The sequence below is a fragment of the Paraprevotella sp. genome, assembly GCF_986071375.1.
Genome location: NZ_CFQRNQ010000002.1, coordinates 53625 through 70798, shown reverse-complemented (window position 1 = coordinate 70798; position 17174 = coordinate 53625). Strand labels below are relative to the sequence as shown.

Sequence of the window (17174 nt, the reverse complement as noted above, 5' to 3'; positions counted from 1 at the left end):
AAAAGTTAAAAAAATCACGCATCCGGCTTGCAGAAATGAAAATAAACCTCTATCTTTGCACCCGATTTAAGGTCGGTTCCGTAGCTCAGTTGGATTAGAGCAACGCCCTTCTAAGGCGTGGGTCTTGGGTTCGAGTCCCAACGGAATCACAGGAAAATGCAATTCATCTACCGGATGGTTGCATTTTTATTTTAATCTTCTCCAAAAAACATTCTTTTTACCTGTCACAAAACGCCTTTCCCCACGTATTATATATAGAAAGTCACAAAGGATGAATATAGATACATACAAACAGGAGGCCGCACGGCTACGTCCCCGGCTCCTCCTCATCGCTCGCAGGTATACCGGAAGCGATGAGGAGGGAGAGGACATTGTACAAGACTGCCTTTTGAAAATTTGGATGATGAGGGAAGATTTATCGATTCCGCTTGATGCTCTGGCTGTGACCATCACCCGGAATCTCTGTATCGACCATTTACGCCAACAGCACCTGACATCCTTGCCCGAGAATCAGATAACAGGCATCTCGGACATAAAAGACTGTGACGAAGAGCGTATTGAAAGAATGATGAATATCGTCCATACGTTACCCGACATGCAGCAAACCGTACTCCGGCTTCGCCATATAGAGGGGAGGGAAATGGCTGAAATCGCCCAACTAACGGGAAGCACGGAAACGGCCGTACGGAAAGCCTTAAGCCGGGCACGATTGGCCGTAAAGAAACAATATTCAAGGAGGAAAAACGATGACTGAAAGCGAAAACAACAGAATCAAGGAACTTACCGACCGTTTCTTCGAAGGAGAGACCACCGTGGAAGAAGAGCGCGAACTCTATGTACTCTATCTCAAGGAGGACATTCCCGAAGAAATGGAAGAACATAGGGAGATGTTCCGGGACTTTTCGGCCATCATAATGACCGAAGAAGAGAAAAGCCTGTGTCCGTACACCGTCCATCCGGTACAAGTGACCTTGCAAACGAACACTCACCGCCCCACTACGGTAAAAGGAAAAACAAGGAATAGAGTTTTATGGCCATTCATTAGCGGAGCAGCAGCCGTCTTAATTGCCACCATCGGCATAAGCCTGAGTCTCAACAGACAAGAGGAAGTCCGGTTGGCAAAGTTATATGGCGGAAGCTACATGATTGTAAATGGAACAAAAATCAATAAATTGACGCGAATACATACAGACATCGAACAAGTCCTCTCGGAAGCTGACGAAATGAAAGATATGCTATCAACCAAAACCGTCATACAAAAGGCAGAACAGGACGTACTGGACGGCATAGACGATGAAGCGGAACGCGAACGCATCCGCAAATTAATGGAATAAAACAAATTGAAAGGAAAAGAGATGAAGAAACTATTGTTCACATTACTGTTCATGACAGGATTCAGCTTGGCAGGACAGTCCCAAAACAGTATCGACCGCCTGGTAGAGAAACATTCTACCACGGGGGAATCTGTCTTTACTTCGGCCATAGAACGGGAACCTGCATCTCAAAAGGTCATCAAAGTGGTGAAGATGTTGAAATCCAAACACATGAATGCCTCGCCATTCATAGCTGCCTTTGAAAATGAATCCCGACACGCAAACAGCAAACTGACCCATTCAAAGGATAAGACCACCCTTGTACTCACGACGGAAAGCAAGGACAACGTCAGGATTTATATGCTTAAATATGACCCAAAAAGCAAAATCGGCATAGAAGTAACCATTATCGTAAAACCTAACAAATAACATAAGACACATTAAAGATGAAAAAGTTAATGACTATTTTGCTCGTTATCGCCACAGTTCTCACCGCAAGCGCACGGAATCAAACGGTGAAAAAGACATTCCGGATAGAGGGCTTCAACGCCATCCGCTGTGAATTCGTTGCGGATATTTACTACACGCAAGGCAAATCCTACTCCGTAGAAGCCCAAGCTTCGGAAAAAATCATGAACATGGTAAGTATCAATAAAAGAGGCAATACCCTCGTCATTACCCAAAAGAAAGGTAACAAGGAAAAAATCAAAGGCAAAGAAAGACTGCAACTCTACGTCACAGCACCAGAAATCAATGATTTGCAAATACCCGGTGTGGCAGATTTCCATGCCAAAGAAATGGATGTGGAAGACTTTAGCCTGAACGTCAAGGGAGTATCACGTTTTGAATGCGAAAACCTGACTTGTAAATCTTTCGTTTCTTCCACCCCGGGAGTGAACAAAAGCCATGCCACGATCCATGCACAAACGGCACGCTTCGATTGCAGCGGAGTAGACAAATCCACACTCCGTATCTATGCGGACAACTTGCATCTGCAAAGCAGCGGCGTAAGCAATCAAACAGTGGATTTTAAAGGTAAAAAGGTTGATATTCAGAACTCCGGGGTAGGAACCATTCATATTACTATGGAATGTACTTCGTTGAAAGCCCGCAACAGCGGAGTGGGCAAACTTATCCTATCTGGAACAGCAGACCAAACAGAAATAAACTCGGACGGAGTAAACAAAATAGATGCCACTGAATTAAACAAATTCTGATCCTCGAAACCGGTTTTCTTCTATTTCAGCATCAAACCTGAAGATTTAGAAAATGACATTAGAATTGAAAAGCATGTGATTTTAGTTTCAACAAGACTAAAACCCACATGCATTTCTTTTATATTTGTCATACAGAATCAAGTTAATGCTTTCATTGTGAAAAATCAAAACGCCACGAGAATCGTTCAAAAACATCCATTCGTGGGATTGCCCGCAAATATGAAAATCTCGCAGTATTTAGAAATACTCACAAAAGGTGTTAGTCAATCGGCGGCCCAAATACGGTCGGCCAACCTGAGGTAAGATGCCTCTGACCGATGACCGAAAGACACGGCATAGAGGCGCATGCCCCGTTGCTTCAGTTCCTCTACATATTGCACCCACACCGGAGTAAGCGGATCCATCTCAAAATCCGAAAGCCAAAGCAAATCGGCATAGTAAAAGTCTTCACGCATCAAAACTTCTACGGATTCTTTCATCGCACAAGTCATATCGGAACCTCCATGAAAGGAGTTGCACAGAAAGGTCTCCAATAAAGCCAAGTCGGAATAAAGGTTATTCAACTCAATGGCTTCCGTTTGGTCGGAAAAGAGTATCACGCGACAGGGGCGACGCAATTTGTCAGCTATCAAGGCCAAACTCAACACGACCGCTTTGGACAACAACTCACGTTCCCCTTTCATCGAAGCGGACGTATCCACACAAACCACAAAAGGGCCATGTTTGGCCCGTTTCTGCAAGTCACGTCCGCTGTGTGAAGAAGCCTCGGCATATTCCATTTGTCGGGACATGGCATCGAAAACCGCCAGTTTCTTTTCGGTATAACGGCGGTAGAAAACCGGTTCCAAAGCGGCATCCGACAAGAAACAATATTCCATCGGGAGCAGGGCATTCAGATTGTTCCCTTCCGTAATGCCCACAATGTCGGAATGCGTAGCAGAACGTAATAAAGTAACCGGAGTCCTTCCGATCATGGCCTGATACAGACGCTGTTCATCTGCTTTCTTACGCCCTAAAACATGATTCAGTTCCTTAATCAACTGGCTTTTACGGATTATTTGCGAAAGTTGTTTGAGCTTCACACGAAGTTCCGGAGACTGCGTCAACTGAAGCCAGGCCAATCGTGGCGAAGGACCTTCCCCCTTTCCTCCCACATTCTGCAACATACCGACATTGGCCGATACCATACGGTAATAATCTTCACAGAGCCGTTCTATGTGCTGCTTCTGATACGTACGCTCCCGCCCTTCCAACAGGTTCCTCCATTTCTTCATGAAATGTTGGCGGAGAGTCAGCCAACGGCTATCTGTACGAGGATAACGCACCAACTGTTCCATATAATAGAGTGCATCCAATTCGGCCGGAACATATAAACGGGCAAAAACGGAACGAGCCTGTTGCAACATGGGCAAAAAGTCGGCATCCGAAGCCACAACGACCTGATAATAATAATCCCACTGTTCCCCATAATAGGAATATACGTCTTGCAAACCTGATTTTTTTTTTGCAAAATAACGCTGTATTTCTTCCTCCATCTCTTCGGGACGGATGACACCAGATGACAAGACCTCTGCATAAACCTCACTAGCTATTTCATGCAAACGCCTCAAAAAAAGAGCGGACAACTGGCGCACGCGCTCATGCCCCTCATGATAATTTCCTGCCGGTTGCATGACTCAATTCCTGACTTTCGATTTCCAAAGAGGTTATGTCGGAACGTACACGACGTAAAGCGTTTTTCAATATATCCCTTTGCCTGTCTTGTAAAAACAAATGTGTCTGTACATATTCTGCTTCTTCCTTTTGCCATTGTTCCAGACGGGCTGACACCTCGCCCAATTCGGCCACGATACGTTCAGCCATCGCTGATGAAAAAGTCTTCCGGGAAGAAACTTCAGTCTGGGGCACTGCGTTTTCACCACCCTCCCCTACCTCACGAAGCAATTCATATTTCCGTCCATTCACCTGCAAACCAGTAGTAGTACGAACCACTTGAAGCAGATCCTTTGGAAAAACATCCGGATGGCGGCTTTTCTCATACTTGCGCAGTATTTGCGCTCCGGTTTTGCGACGGTCGGCAACCAACACAAAAGGTATCGGTTGGTCCGGACTTAACGCTTCGTATTCATTCGTATAAATCAGCACTGTACGCCCGGGATACATGGATTGTATTTGATAGAAAAAAGCCTTGACCACCTTAAAAGACACATGCATTTCCGAAACATCTAGCCCCTCTTCTTTCAAGGCAGCCAAACGATCTGACAACAGGGGGACACCGACATGTTCTTCAGTGGCTGCCACAAGAGCGTCGGTCAAGAGCCACTCCAAAACAGTCTCCTGGGCCGGAGTATCCCATACACAGGCCTGCAACAGAAGCAAATCTGCCAAATGGACGACGGAACAACCGTTCAAAAAGGCAGAAGTCCGCCACAGATGTACCATCTTCTTCCAACGGCGGTCGGACACATAAAACAGGGACTCTCCTTTTTCTTCTGCCGATACATTGTAAGTCGTCAGAAGCCTGCGGAATATATGGACAAATGAAAATACAAAAACCGGTATCTCCACCGCATCTATCCCTTCAGCCCACATGTGTAGCTCATCAGCAGACAAGCGTATGGCATCCGGCACTTCTACCTCTGACTGAACCGTAGAAGAAATCATCAAATTAAAAAGTTCTTTATCGGCAATGCCTCCCACCACACAACGGACAAGGAAACGGTCCCATAACGCATCCAGATTTTCCCCCTCGGCAGGAAGTTCATTGGAGGCAGCGACCACCAACTTCAGCGGAAGCCTCATTTCTTCTTTGCCATTCAGATACACTTTTTCATTCAACACCGTAAGCAGAGCATTCTGAATGCTAGGTCCGGCTTTCCATATCTCATCCAAGAAAACCACATCTGCCGTGGGCAAATACCCTTCGGTCATTCTCACATACCTGTCTTCGTCCTTCAGGGCAGAAATGGACACCGGCCCGAATATCTCATCCGGCGTACTGAAACGAGACATCAGATATTCAAAAGAACGGCCTTCCCGGAAAGCCGATTTCAGTCTTCTGGCTACCATGCTCTTTGCTGTTCCGGGAGGACCGAGCAGGAAAATACTCTCGCCGGCAACTGCCGCCAAAAGGGACAGGGAAAGTACATGTTCTTTCTCAAAAATCCCCTTCCCTAAAACTTCCAACAACTGAACAATACGCTTCTTATCCATCATCCGGGCGGCTCTTTCTTTCTATTCTTTCAGAAAACGGCGATAAAATATCATATCGAAAATACACTCTGCTATCAAAAACATCAAAAAGAGCAAAGCTGTAAACAGGGGTTGTGCAGACAAGAAAAAACTAATACCCCCTCCGGCAAGCAATGATATGCCGACACGCCACAGGATTCCATGGCGATAATACCGTAATATATTCCGGCTATCTTCCAAAGCTTCCTTTGAAACTAAAAAAAATTGCAGCATTTCCCACAAAAAGAAGAACCCCACAATAAAATAAAGGGGCAAGGATTCAAGATAGCTGAGAGGATAAAGCACAAGACGCATCGCCACGGAAAGAATCAGCAAAAAGCTTAACAGAGCGACTTGTATCAACGTAAAAGACAGTATTTTCCTCTTAAATAACGTATTGTTTATCTGCATATTATTTTGTCCTATCTCTTATCTGATAAACGAATCTATAAAGAAGTAAACCCCAAGGCCGGCAAGCCATCCCACCATAACCTTGCCGGATATGTGGCGGAAATACCACCAAATGGAAACGTTCTCACTTTTCATCAACGCATATCCGGCAGTAGAACCGATGGAAAGCAAACAGCCGCCGATTCCTCCGCTATAAGCGACTAATTGCCAATACTGACCATTCAGCGCAAACGAACGAAAGTATTCCGGATCCATACCGGGAATGCTTTCCGTCATCCCTACCACATCATACATGGATATGCTAGTCAGCACAAGTGCCACGTTATCCAAAAAGGCGGAAATTCCTCCTAATATCAAACTGTATACGTAGATATTATGAATATATTGGTCGCACCATACGGCAACCGTATAGAGCGCCCCCGTCTCTTGAATGGCGGAAATAGCCATGCTTACGCCTATAAAAAATAAAATAGTCTGGATACTCTCTGCCTGCATGAAGCGTGGCGTAGGACGGAAAAAAGGTTGGTCGGATTTGATCAACCTCCGATTGCACAACTCGTTTACGACACTGAAAAGTGCCAATACACACAACGCTCCGACAAAAGGAGGCAACTTGGTCAGATTGTGAAACGTTGGAATAAACCACAGCCCTCCAATCCCCACGAACAGCATCAGAATACGCTGCCAACGCGTCAAGGTCGTATCATCCCCGCGATAGCGGATACGAGGCGTATTAATATCCATCTGTTCCGGCAACTTGCGGGAAATCAAATAAGTGGGAATAGCCACGGCTACAATGGACGGCAAGAACATGGCACCCGAAAAACTGGACGGTGTGACCGCTCCCTTGACCCACAGCATCAAAGTAGACACATCGCCGATTACCGTAAGGCAACCTCCGGCATTGGCCGCAATTACAATGACCGCCCCATAATACATGCGGAAACGACTCCCCGGCAACAACTGACGCACGATGGCAAACATCATCAAAGCCGTGGTCAGATTGTCGAGGTTGGCCGACAAGACATAGGTTATGAAAGCGACCATCCACAAAAGACGCTTGCTATTACGGGTCGTAATCCACTCGCTGATGAAATCGAAACAACCGTTCGTATTCAACAAATCGACAATGGACATCGTAGCCAAAAGATAAAGCACAATCTGACAAATATCCGCTACGTGGCCGATAAAAATATAATTGGCAATAAAATTCTTAAGAGAAGTGACATTAGAAGCATTTCCACCTAAGAAATCAGCATATTCCTCAGCGTACATCATTTCTACATACTGTTTACCCGCCACCATGTAGAGTGTCCAAACAATAACTCCGAGAAACATTGCCACAGCGGCTTTATTGATATTGGTGATATGCTCAGTTGCAATAGCACAATATCCCAAGAGCAAAACAATGGCAATTATTACGGTCATGGAAGATAACTGATAAAAGAGAGCGACAAACGGGACTCGAACCCGCGACCCTCGGCTTGGGAAGCCAATGCTCTACCAACTGAGCTATTGTCGCAAATCGGATACAAAGGTATATCTTTTCTTGAAAAAAACACTCCGTATCCGGATTTCTTATTTATACATTAATATACTTTAACTTTTCTCGCCAAGGCTTTGCATTTATTCCTTAATGATTCCTGATCGGCATCCAACTTATCCCAACAAACCACCACTCCCATACGGCGCCCTACATGCGCTTCGGGCTTCCCGAAAATACGCAGATAAGTGTTCGTTGCCGCACAGACCTCCTCCTCGCCGGAATACTTCGGTGTTCCATGGCTTTCCACTTCCGAGAGGATGACCGCACTGGCTCCCATGCGTTCCTGTGTGATTTCCGGTATCGGCAAGCCTAAAACCGCACGGCAATGCAATTCGAATTCCGAAAGATTTTGTGTGCCCGCCAAAGTCACCATCCCCGTATCGTGCGGACGAGGACTCAACTCGGAGAATATCACACCTTCTTTATGGCTCAGGAAGAATTCTACTCCCCAAATCCCGGCTCCGGTCAGGGCACGCGTGATTTTCTCCGCCATATCCTGCGCATCTTTCAGCATTTCGGGAGAAATAGCAGCCGGTTGGAAACTTTCACGGTAATCTCCTCCTTTCTGTACGTGACCGATAGGCTGACAGAACAAAGTAGGCCCGTTCTGCTGGGTCACCGTCAACAGCGTAATCTCACTGTCGAAAGGAATAAACTGCTCTACGATGACTTCTTTCACATCACCACGTGCCCCCGCGCATGCATACTCCCAGGCGTGTGCCAAATCCGCGGGACTGTCCACCTTGCTCTGCCCGTGTCCGGAAGAACTCATCAAAGGCTTGATGATACAGGGGAATCCTATCACATCGGCCGCAGCCTTCAACTCATCATAAGTTTTGGCATAACGATAATCCGCCGTTTTCAATCCAAGTTCCGTATGAGCCAGTTCTCGGATTTCCTTTCGGTTCATGGTGAAATTCACAGCACGGGCACTCGGTACGACCTGAATACCCATCTTTTCGCAATCATACAACTTCTCCGTACGGATGGCTTCTATTTCGGGGACGATAATGTCCGGTTTATGCTTTTCCACTACGGCCATCAACGCATCCCCATCGAGCATGTGGAAGACCTCGCACTCGTCGGCCACCTGCATAGCCGGTGCATGTGCATACGAATCGCAAGCAATCACATACTGCCCCTTGCGTTGGCACGCAATGACAAACTCTTTTCCTAATTCTCCAGAGCCTAATAATAAAATTTTTTTCGTCATAAGAATATCTTAATTTATGCACAGACAATCATATCCCCGTTATTGGTGTTGCTCACGCAGAAGGTCGTTCACCGTTTTCACCGGATTGAACGTACTCAGCGGCACTTCCACAAACACCGTATTCCAATCACTCATAGCACCGTTCCACAAACCAGGCAACTCCAAAGCCTTGAGTTCTTTCCCGTTTTTGCTTTTATAAGAGATGAATCCTGTATTGCGGTCCACATAATCAGGCAAGTTAAACTTGTTTCCTTTATAATCCTTTACTGCACAAACCAAATCTACGGGATTGAAATGCGTCCCGTTCTTGAACATGGCCACATATTCTGGATTCCGGGTATCAATCTGACTGCTTTCGAGAATTTGCAACGAAACCGTCCCGTCGCTATTGTAAGCCAAGAAAGGACCGCCGCCAGGCTCTCCCACATTTTTCACCACGCCACAAACGCGCATCGGACGGTTCAATTTTTTACGCAAATAAATCACAAGCTCCGCATCTTCCAGTTCTTTCACATCCTCACGACGGCAGAAGAGCGTCTGCTGAACGAACCGGATGATTTCCTCTATATCCGCATGGCTATAGTCCCCACTGTCCAACTTACGCAAATAAGCAAAAGCTTTCTGTTGCAATTCTACCAGAATACCGGCCAACACCTGCTTGTAAGTAACCGTATCCCCTTTCAAACGATCCGGCACCACATTATCTATATTCTTCACGAAAACGACATCGGCCTGCAAATCATTCAAATTCTCGATAAGCGCCCCATGTCCGCCTGGACGGAACAAAAGTGTGCCGTCCACACGGAACGGTTCATTGTCCATCGTGGCAGCTAAAGTATCCGTCGCCGGCTTCTGTTCGGAAAATGTGACATGAAACGTCACCCCGTATGTTTTTTCATATATCGGGAGCTTCTCCTCCACCAATGCCTTGAACAAAACTTTGTGCTCTGCACTCACCGTAAAATGAACTTCAGCTTTTCCCTTGCTGGCAGCATACAAAGCCGCTTCTACCAGATGTTCTTCCAACGGAGTACGCGAACCGTTCTCATACCGGTGGAACTTAAGCAATCCTTTAGGCAACTGACCGTAATTCAATCCTTCCGGACGAAGCATGTTAGCCACAACCTTTTTATATTGGCCGGATGCCACCAAACCGTCAATCCCGCAACCTTCATTTTTCATGCAGGCTGCATCCAATTCATCATAGAATGCAAAATCACGAATCGCCGCAAAAAAGTTTTTTTCGAAATCTGTGGTCGGCACATCATATTCCGCATCCAGAAATTCGAACATATTCTTAAACATACGACTGGCCGCACCTGAAGCCGGAACAAACTTGCTTATTGCTTTTCCTTCTTCTTTATAAGCCTTCCATACCTCCTCATAATGCTTGCACTCTTCTGTCGAAGGAGCCAAAATACCATGAGCCAACGAAGCGGCCGCTTTCAACTTCAAAAATGGAAATCCTTTCTTAAAAATCTGCAATTGAGCCTCTATTTGCTCTTCGGTAATCCCCTTTCCGGCCAATAAGGCCTTGTCTTCTGCTGTCAACATATTATATAATCGTTTTAAACCTTCCCTAAAAAACATTCAAATATAGGCTTTTTTAAGCAAACAGGTAAACGTTTCAGCAAAAAAGTACTACCTTTGAAGAAAAATAGCGGATTATGGAACAGAATGCTTTTTTCTCCGCACAAGAAAAAGTGCGACTTGCACAGTTATACAGGGAACTTCTCAAACTTTCCGGCAATATACTTTATCCTGATGATTGCAAAAAGCTGAAGACTTATTTGCTTGAAGCGGTACGCCGTAACCTTATCCAAAGGAACGTGTTCGGCATGAACCCCATCCTCAACGACATGGAAACAGCCTTGATTGTGGCCTCTGAAATCGGACTGACGCGCGGAGCCATCCTCGGCATCATGGTGCACACCTGCGTACGTTGCGGCTATTGCACGACGGAAGACGTGGAAAGAGAATTTGGGGTAGATGTGGCCGGTATCATCAAGGGCCTGAACCGTATTTTGGAATTATACGATAAAAATCCAAGCGTAGAAAGCGAAAACTTCAGAAGCTTATTGCTGTCTTTTGCCGAAGACATGCGTGTGGTCCTCATCATGATAGCCAATCGTGTGAATATCATGCGCAAAATCAAAGACACGGAGAACAAGGAAGCCCAACGCAAGGTGTCGGAAGAGGCAGCTTACCTGTACGCTCCTCTGGCTCACAAATTGGGGTTATACCGCCTGAAAAGCGAACTGGAAGATTTGTCACTGAAATACTTAGAACACGATGCCTATTATTTAATAAAAGAAAAGCTGAACGCCACAAAAAAATCACGTGACGAATATATAGAGAAGTTCATCCGGCCAATCGACGAAAAGCTGAAAAAGGCCGGTCTAAGATTCCACATGAAAGGGCGCACCAAAAGCATACATTCCATCTGGCAGAAGATGAAGAAGCAGCATTGCGGAGTGGAAGGCATATACGACTTGTTTGCCATCCGCATCATTCTGGATTCTGCCCTCGAAAAAGAAAAAATGGAGTGTTGGCAGGTCTATTCCATCATAACGGACATGTATCAGCCCAATCCTAAACGGTTGAGGGATTGGTTGTCCATTCCCAAAAGCAATGGCTACGAAAGTTTGCATATCACAGTCCTCGGACCGGAAAACAAATGGGTGGAAGTGCAAATCCGAACCGAACGGATGGACGAAATAGCAGAACGAGGATTGGCCGCACATTGGAGATACAAAGGCATTAAAAGCGGAGAAAGCGGAGTTGACGAATGGCTCAACAACATACGCAGCGCATTGGAGAATAACGACGACCTCCAACTCATGGACCAGTTCAAAATGGACCTCTATGAAGACGAAGTCTTCGTGTTCACCCCGAAGGGGGACCTGTTCAAGTTTCCCAAAGGTGCCACTGTTCTGGATTTCGCCTACGCCATCCACACCAATGTGGGCGACCATTGTATCGGTGCCAAAATCAACGAAAAAAATGCCCCACTCCGTCAAAAGCTAAACAGCGGCGACCAAGTGGAAATCCTGACCGCCAACAACCAGTCGCCCAAACAAGACTGGCTGAATTTCGTCGTAACCGGAAAGGCACGGGCCAAAATCCGTCAGGCCCTCAAAGAAATGCAAGCCAAGCAAGGAGCCTTTGCCAAAGAATTACTGGAACGCAAATTCAAAAACCGAAAAATAGAATACGATGAGCCGACCATGATGCACGTCATCAAAAAACTCGGGTTTAAAGTCGTAACGGACTTTTATAAAAGCCTGGCCAATGAAACGACGGACATCAACGAAGTGCTCGACTTATACACTGAACAACAAAAAATAGAAGCCGGACTGGCAGAACACACTCCGGCTCCCAGTGCAGAAAGCTATAATATCCCGTCGGAAGCCGAACTCAAAGCTAAAACAAACGACGATGTTTTGGTCATAGACCAAAACTTAAAGGGACTGGATTTCTCTTTGGCCAAATGTTGCCAACCGATATACGGGGACGATGTGTTCGGCTTCGTCACAGTGAACGGCGGCATTAAAATACACCGCCAAGATTGCCCTAACGCACAAGAACTCCGCAAGCGGTTCGGCTACCGTATCGTCAAGGCACGATGGGCCGGCAAGCGAGGCAGCCAATACCCTATCACGCTCAAAGTCATCGGGAACGATGATTTAGGCATCGTGAACAACATCACGTCCATCATCAGCAAAGAGGAAAAGATTTCATTACGGAGTATCAGCATCGACTCCCATGACGGCTTGTTCTCCGGCACACTGACCGTCATGCTTGACGATACAAGCAAACTACAACTTTTAGAAAAGAAATTGAAAACCATAAAAGGCGTGAAACAAGTGTCCCGCAACTAAAGCGGACACTTGTTTCGCACCTTATTCTTACCCTTCAATCTCACTTAATTCCAACCAACGCATGGACTTTTCGTCCAATTCGTCGTTGAGAAGAGGCAGTCGTTTGGATTTATCCGTCAATTCTTCCACAGACAGCATCCCGCTACACAAGGCTTCCTCTATATTTTTCTTCTCCGATTCGAGTGCCGCGATATCTTGCTCCAACATCTCCATCTCCCGACGTTCTTTAAACGTCATTTTACGCCTTTGTTCCCTCTGTCCTGTTCGGGAAGCTTTTTGCACCGGCGGCTCTTTTGTTTTTGAAAGCAGGTCTTTTTGTTGTTCGCGTTCAAACTTTTGTTTTTCTCCTTGCCATTCCCGATATTGCGTGTAATTGCCAGGGAAGTCACGCACATCGCCCTGCCCCTGAAATACCAAAAGATGGTCCACCACCTTGTCCATAAAATAACGGTCGTGGCTCACCACAATCACACAACCTTTGAAATTCCGCAAATATTCCTCCAATACCTGCAACGTGACAATGTCCAAATCGTTGGTAGGCTCGTCCAACACCAGAAAATTCGGATTCCGCATCAATACGGTGCAAAGATACAGGCGACGACGTTCTCCTCCGCTCAACTTATACACATAGTTTTGTTGGTCTTTGGGCGAAAACATGAAATGCTGCAAAAATTGCATGGCCGACAGATGTCGTCCTCCCCCAAGGTCGATATATTCGGCAATGCTCCTCACCGCATCGATGACTTTCATTTGTTCGTCGAAAGCTATCCCGTCTTGTGAATAATACCCGAACTTCACCGTCTCGCCCACGACGACCCGCCCGCAGTCCGGCTTCACCAAACCTAACAGAATCTTGATAAAGGTAGACTTGCCGGTACCGTTATTCCCCACGATGCCCATTTTCTCATACCGCGAGAAAGTATAAAAGAAATCTTTCAGGATGACTTTGTCCGCTCCGTAACTTTTGCTGATATAGTCGGCTTCGAAGATTTTACTGCCGATATAAGACGATTTCACCTCCAATGCCACACTCTGTTCCGTCGTTTTACGTTTAGCCACTTTCTCCAGTTCGTAAAACGCTTCCTTGCGATAACGCGCCTTATGCCCTCGGGCACAAGGCATGCGGCGCATCCAGTCCAATTCCGTACGATAAAGGTTGTTGGCACGCGCCACCTCGGCATTCGATGCGTCGATACGTTCCTGCCGTTTCTGCAAATAATAGCTATAGTTCCCTTTGTAAGTATACATGGTATGGTCGTCCAGTTCCAATATGACGGAGCAGACCCGATCCAGGAAATAACGGTCGTGCGTCACCATCAGCAGGCTCAACTTAGAACGTTTCAGATAACCTTCAAGCCATTCTATCATTTCCAAATCGAGATGATTGGTCGGCTCATCCAGAATCAGCAAATCCGGTTCGGTAATCAATACATTAGCCAAGGCCACCCGTTTAAGTTGCCCGCCCGACAGTGTGGAAATCTTTTGATTGAAAGAATGGATTTTCAACTGCGACAGGATTTGCTTCGCCCGGTTCTCGTAATCCCAGGCTTTTTCCTTCTCCATTCGGTCGAGAATCTCTTCCAAGCGAGGGTTCCCAGGCGTGTTCATACAATTTTCATATTCCCGTATCAAATTGGTCACGGCATTGCCATGGCTAAAACAAGCCTCGATGACCGTCAAATCGGGCGGATAAGAAGGACCTTGTTCTAGATAGCCCACATTCAAGTCGCGGCGAAACACCACACTTCCTTCGTCATATCCGTCTTTTCCTCCTATTATATTTAATAAAGTCGACTTACCAGTTCCGTTCTTAGCAATCAAGCCTACCCGTTGCCCTTCGGCAATGCCGAAAAAAATATGTTCGAACAACACACGGTCGCCAATACGCTTGGTCAAACCGTCCACCTGTAAATAAGGATTCACTAAAGCCATATTCCATCCATATAAATTGCCCGCGAATATAACGATTAATTATGAAACCCACAAAAAGAAACTTTAAAGTGGAAAACTTTCTGTTTTCAGTGAAAAAAAACGGGGAAGATGCGTGTTTTTTAGAAATTATTCATTACTTTTGCACCAACAAAATGCAAGATGACTGTAACCACACAGTTTTCTTTCTTTAATTACAACAAAGAAAATCCAATCAAAAGAATCCTACTTTTATTCTACAGATGAACTCTGTACAATACAAGAAAAGTACAACACATACTTACATATGCATAAGAAAAGTGAATTAGAAGCCATGTCTCAGGAAGAACTGATAGACATAGCAAAGAATTTGGGAATCCCCTCACCCAATGAAGACGACCGTATGGGGCTGATTTATCAAATCATAGACGAAGAGTCCATATTGTCCGCCTCACAAAAAGCCACTACAACGAAAACACCGCGCAAACGCGTCAGAGTGAGCAAGAAAGAAACCGACCGCGTATATAGTGCCTCGCAAGGCAACGGCGAGAACTTCGATATGAAGAAAAAGGAAGCTGCCCGCGACAACAAAGAAGAGGCAACGGAACTGAAAAATGAAAAAACGACTCCTGTAATCAGTCCCGAATTGGCAGACCTGCCGGTGGAAGCCATTGTGGAAAAAGAAATGTCTGACAACACGATAGAACAAAATGCAGAAGTTCTTGCCGCCCCTCTCCCCAAAAAGAGAGGACGGAAATCAAAAGCAGAAAAAGCGGCACTGGAAGCTGCTGCAAAATTAGCAGAGGAACAAGCCTCTGTTTTGTCGGACGATACAAATCAGCTTCCGGTTATGGATGAACCTATCACCGAAGTCCCGTTGGAAATCTTGCAGGATATTCCGGAGCAGCCTGTAGAAACAATTGACGATGCGACAGAAACTGAAGTTCCGGAAATCACAGAAAAAACAGAAACTGAAGCACCTTCTACAGAAAACTTCTTCGCAACAGACGAAAACGATTTCGTCGTGGTAGAAGACATACCCGTTATCCCGACAGAACCAACCATGGACGAGACGTATATGACCTACCCAAGCCAACAACCGGACATTACGTCGCACGGGCTTGCCGATACATATTCGTACGAAGCGTCAGAAAGTACCCCTGAAAAGGAAATCGCATTCCCTAAAATTTCCGAACCAACATACGATTTCGGAGACATCCTGACGGGCGAAGGGGTTTTGGAAATCATGCAGGACGGTTATGGCTTCTTGCGTTCCAGCGACTATAATTATCTGTCTTCTCCTGACGACATCTACGTAAGTACCTCACAAATCAAATTGTTCGGCCTTAAAACCGGTGATGTCGTAGAGGGGCCCGTACGCCCTCCGAAGCCCGGTGAAAAGTATTTCCCGCTCATCCGAGTGACGAAAATCAACGGTTGTGCTCCTAGCGACGTGAGAGACCGAGTGCCTTTTGAACATCTCACTCCGCTTTTCCCCGATGAAAAGTTCAAACTTTGTAAAGGCCATAACGACAACCTTTCTACACGCATCGTAGACCTGTTTGCCCCCATCGGCAAAGGACAGCGTGCCTTGTTGGTGGCACAGCCCAAAACGGGTAAGACCATCCTGATGAAGGATATTGCCAACGCTATCGCCGCCAACCATCCGGAAGCTTACCTCATCATGCTATTGATTGACGAACGTCCGGAAGAAGTAACAGACATGGCACGCACGGTCAACGCCGAAGTCATTGCTTCCACGTTCGACGAGCCGGCAGAACGCCACGTGAAAATAGCCGGCATCGTACTGGAAAAGGCCAAGAGGATGGTAGAGTGCGGACACGACGTGGTCATATTCCTCGACTCCATCACGCGACTGGCACGCGCCTACAACACGGTTTCTCCCGCCAGTGGAAAAGTTCTCTCCGGAGGTGTGGACGCCAATGCACTGCACAAACCGAAACGTTTCTTCGGAGCTGCCCGTAACATTGAGAACGGCGGTTCACTGACCATTATAGCCACTGCACTGATAGACACTGGCAGCAAAATGGACGAAGTCATCTTTGAGGAATTCAAGGGTACAGGGAACATGGAACTCCAACTCGACCGCTCACTGAGCAACAAGCGTATCTTCCCTGCTGTCAACATCGTGGCTTCGAGTACACGTCGCGATGACCTGCTGCATGACAAACAGACTCTGGATCGCATGTGGGTATTGCGTAAGATTTTGGCCGACATGAATCCGATAGAAGCCATGACGTTCTTGAAAGACCGGATTGAGCCAACCAAGAACAATGAAGAGTTCCTGATGAGCATGAATTCATAAAGCCCTCCGCACGAGGTCTATACTGGCTTACACAGATACAAGCGTTCCATCGTTTCCTTCCTTTCTGAAAACGATGGAACGCTTCTTATAGAATCCCAACCTGCATGTTCTGAGATTTTGAAAGGGGC

At 46.2% G+C, this 17174-nt stretch carries 12 protein-coding genes, 2 tRNA genes and 2 pseudogenes; 7 read left to right on the top strand and 9 right to left on the bottom strand.

Annotation, left to right across the window (positions count from 1 at the left end; all coding sequences use genetic code 11):
• Positions 1–74 precede the first annotated feature (74 nt).
• The 5 genes from AC5RDV_RS01510 (at position 75) to AC5RDV_RS01490 (ending at position 2530) form a co-directional block, all read left to right on the top strand.
• Positions 75–149, top strand: a tRNA-Arg gene (locus tag AC5RDV_RS01510).
• 122 nt (positions 150–271) lie between these two features.
• A complete protein-coding gene (locus AC5RDV_RS01505) occupies positions 272–754 on the top strand; it encodes a GFO_1088 family ECF-type sigma factor (RefSeq protein WP_008625127.1) in 483 nt (160 codons plus the stop codon).
• Complete coding sequence (locus tag AC5RDV_RS01500; protein ID WP_008625129.1) at positions 747–1334, top strand: PG0215 family putative anti-sigma factor; 588 nt, start codon at positions 747–749, stop codon at positions 1332–1334. The genes AC5RDV_RS01505 and AC5RDV_RS01500 overlap by 8 nt, the downstream gene beginning before the upstream one ends.
• A gap of 21 nt (positions 1335–1355) precedes the next feature.
• The gene (locus AC5RDV_RS01495) at positions 1356–1742 is read left to right on the top strand and encodes a DUF5024 domain-containing protein (protein WP_008625131.1); all 387 of its coding nucleotides are present in this window, start codon (positions 1356–1358) and stop codon (positions 1740–1742) included.
• A 17-nt stretch (positions 1743–1759) separates the two neighbouring features.
• Positions 1760–2530, top strand: coding sequence for a GIN domain-containing protein (locus tag AC5RDV_RS01490; RefSeq protein ID WP_008625134.1), 771 nt, complete (start codon positions 1760–1762; stop codon positions 2528–2530).
• A gap of 263 nt (positions 2531–2793) precedes the next feature.
• On the opposite strand, the gene AC5RDV_RS01485 is transcribed toward AC5RDV_RS01490, so the two are convergent.
• The 7 genes from AC5RDV_RS01485 to AC5RDV_RS01455 all read right to left on the bottom strand — a co-directional run bounded on the left by AC5RDV_RS01485 (position 2794) and on the right by AC5RDV_RS01455 (position 10485).
• Positions 2794–4203: a VWA domain-containing protein gene (locus AC5RDV_RS01485; RefSeq protein ID WP_276787645.1), complete on the bottom strand. Its 1410-nt coding sequence runs from the start codon at positions 4201–4203 to the stop codon at positions 2794–2796.
• Positions 4178–5746 carry an AAA family ATPase gene (locus tag AC5RDV_RS01480; protein WP_276787644.1) on the bottom strand — a complete coding sequence of 523 codons (1569 nt, stop codon included), beginning with the start codon at positions 5744–5746 and terminating at the stop codon, positions 4178–4180. The genes AC5RDV_RS01485 and AC5RDV_RS01480 overlap by 26 nt, the downstream gene beginning before the upstream one ends.
• Before the next feature lie 18 nt (positions 5747–5764).
• Positions 5765–6172 (bottom strand): hypothetical protein, encoded by a 408-nt coding sequence (locus AC5RDV_RS01475; protein ID WP_008625152.1) that lies wholly within the window; start codon positions 6170–6172, stop codon positions 5765–5767.
• A gap of 18 nt (positions 6173–6190) precedes the next feature.
• Positions 6191–7600, bottom strand: a complete 1410-nt coding sequence (gene nhaD / locus AC5RDV_RS01470) for a sodium:proton antiporter NhaD (RefSeq protein ID WP_008625153.1) — start codon at positions 7598–7600, stop codon at positions 6191–6193.
• 21 nt (positions 7601–7621) lie between these two features.
• A tRNA-Gly gene (locus AC5RDV_RS01465) sits at positions 7622–7694 on the bottom strand.
• A 67-nt stretch (positions 7695–7761) separates the two neighbouring features.
• Complete coding sequence (purT, locus tag AC5RDV_RS01460) at positions 7762–8931, bottom strand: formate-dependent phosphoribosylglycinamide formyltransferase (protein WP_282747626.1); 1170 nt, start codon at positions 8929–8931, stop codon at positions 7762–7764.
• A 39-nt stretch (positions 8932–8970) separates the two neighbouring features.
• Positions 8971–10485, bottom strand: a complete 1515-nt coding sequence (locus tag AC5RDV_RS01455; RefSeq protein WP_172604630.1) for a DUF4301 family protein — start codon at positions 10483–10485, stop codon at positions 8971–8973.
• Between the two features lie 113 nt (positions 10486–10598).
• Here AC5RDV_RS01455 and AC5RDV_RS01450 point away from each other — a divergent pair, with 113 nt between their 5' ends.
• Positions 10599–12812 (top strand): RelA/SpoT family protein, encoded by a 2214-nt coding sequence (locus AC5RDV_RS01450; RefSeq protein WP_008625157.1) that lies wholly within the window; start codon positions 10599–10601, stop codon positions 12810–12812.
• Between the two features lie 27 nt (positions 12813–12839).
• Here the strand turns inward: AC5RDV_RS01450 and AC5RDV_RS01445 are convergent.
• Positions 12840–13058: pseudogene (locus AC5RDV_RS01445) on the bottom strand (ABC transporter C-terminal domain-containing protein); the annotation flags it as partial.
• A gap of 101 nt (positions 13059–13159) precedes the next feature.
• A pseudogene (locus AC5RDV_RS01440) lies at positions 13160–14744 on the bottom strand (ABC-F family ATP-binding cassette domain-containing protein); the annotation flags it as partial.
• A gap of 283 nt (positions 14745–15027) precedes the next feature.
• On the opposite strand from AC5RDV_RS01440, the gene rho reads away from it, so the two are divergent.
• Positions 15028–17046 (top strand): transcription termination factor Rho, encoded by a 2019-nt coding sequence (gene rho, locus AC5RDV_RS01435; protein WP_008625160.1) that lies wholly within the window; start codon positions 15028–15030, stop codon positions 17044–17046.
• Positions 17047–17174: the final 128 nt, after the last annotated feature.

Bases quoted from the DNA above. Each gene is read 5' to 3' on its own strand.
- AC5RDV_RS01505 (WP_008625127.1), top strand. From the start codon at position 272: ATGAATATAGATACATACAAACAGGAGGCCGCACGGCTACGTCCCCGG.
- AC5RDV_RS01500 (WP_008625129.1), top strand. From the start codon at position 747: ATGACTGAAAGCGAAAACAACAGAATCAAGGAACTTACCGACCGTTTC.
- AC5RDV_RS01495 (WP_008625131.1), top strand. From the start codon at position 1,356: ATGAAGAAACTATTGTTCACATTACTGTTCATGACAGGATTCAGCTTG.
- AC5RDV_RS01490 (WP_008625134.1), top strand. From the start codon at position 1,760: ATGAAAAAGTTAATGACTATTTTGCTCGTTATCGCCACAGTTCTCACC.
- AC5RDV_RS01485 (WP_276787645.1), bottom strand. From the start codon at position 4,203: ATGCAACCGGCAGGAAATTATCATGAGGGGCATGAGCGCGTGCGCCAG.
- AC5RDV_RS01480 (WP_276787644.1), bottom strand. From the start codon at position 5,746: ATGATGGATAAGAAGCGTATTGTTCAGTTGTTGGAAGTTTTAGGGAAG.
- AC5RDV_RS01475 (WP_008625152.1), bottom strand. From the start codon at position 6,172: ATGCAGATAAACAATACGTTATTTAAGAGGAAAATACTGTCTTTTACG.
- nhaD (WP_008625153.1), bottom strand. From the start codon at position 7,600: ATGACCGTAATAATTGCCATTGTTTTGCTCTTGGGATATTGTGCTATT.
- purT (WP_282747626.1), bottom strand. From the start codon at position 8,931: ATGACGAAAAAAATTTTATTATTAGGCTCTGGAGAATTAGGAAAAGAG.
- AC5RDV_RS01455 (WP_172604630.1), bottom strand. From the start codon at position 10,485: ATGTTGACAGCAGAAGACAAGGCCTTATTGGCCGGAAAGGGGATTACC.
- AC5RDV_RS01450 (WP_008625157.1), top strand. From the start codon at position 10,599: ATGGAACAGAATGCTTTTTTCTCCGCACAAGAAAAAGTGCGACTTGCA.
- rho (WP_008625160.1), top strand. From the start codon at position 15,028: ATGCATAAGAAAAGTGAATTAGAAGCCATGTCTCAGGAAGAACTGATA.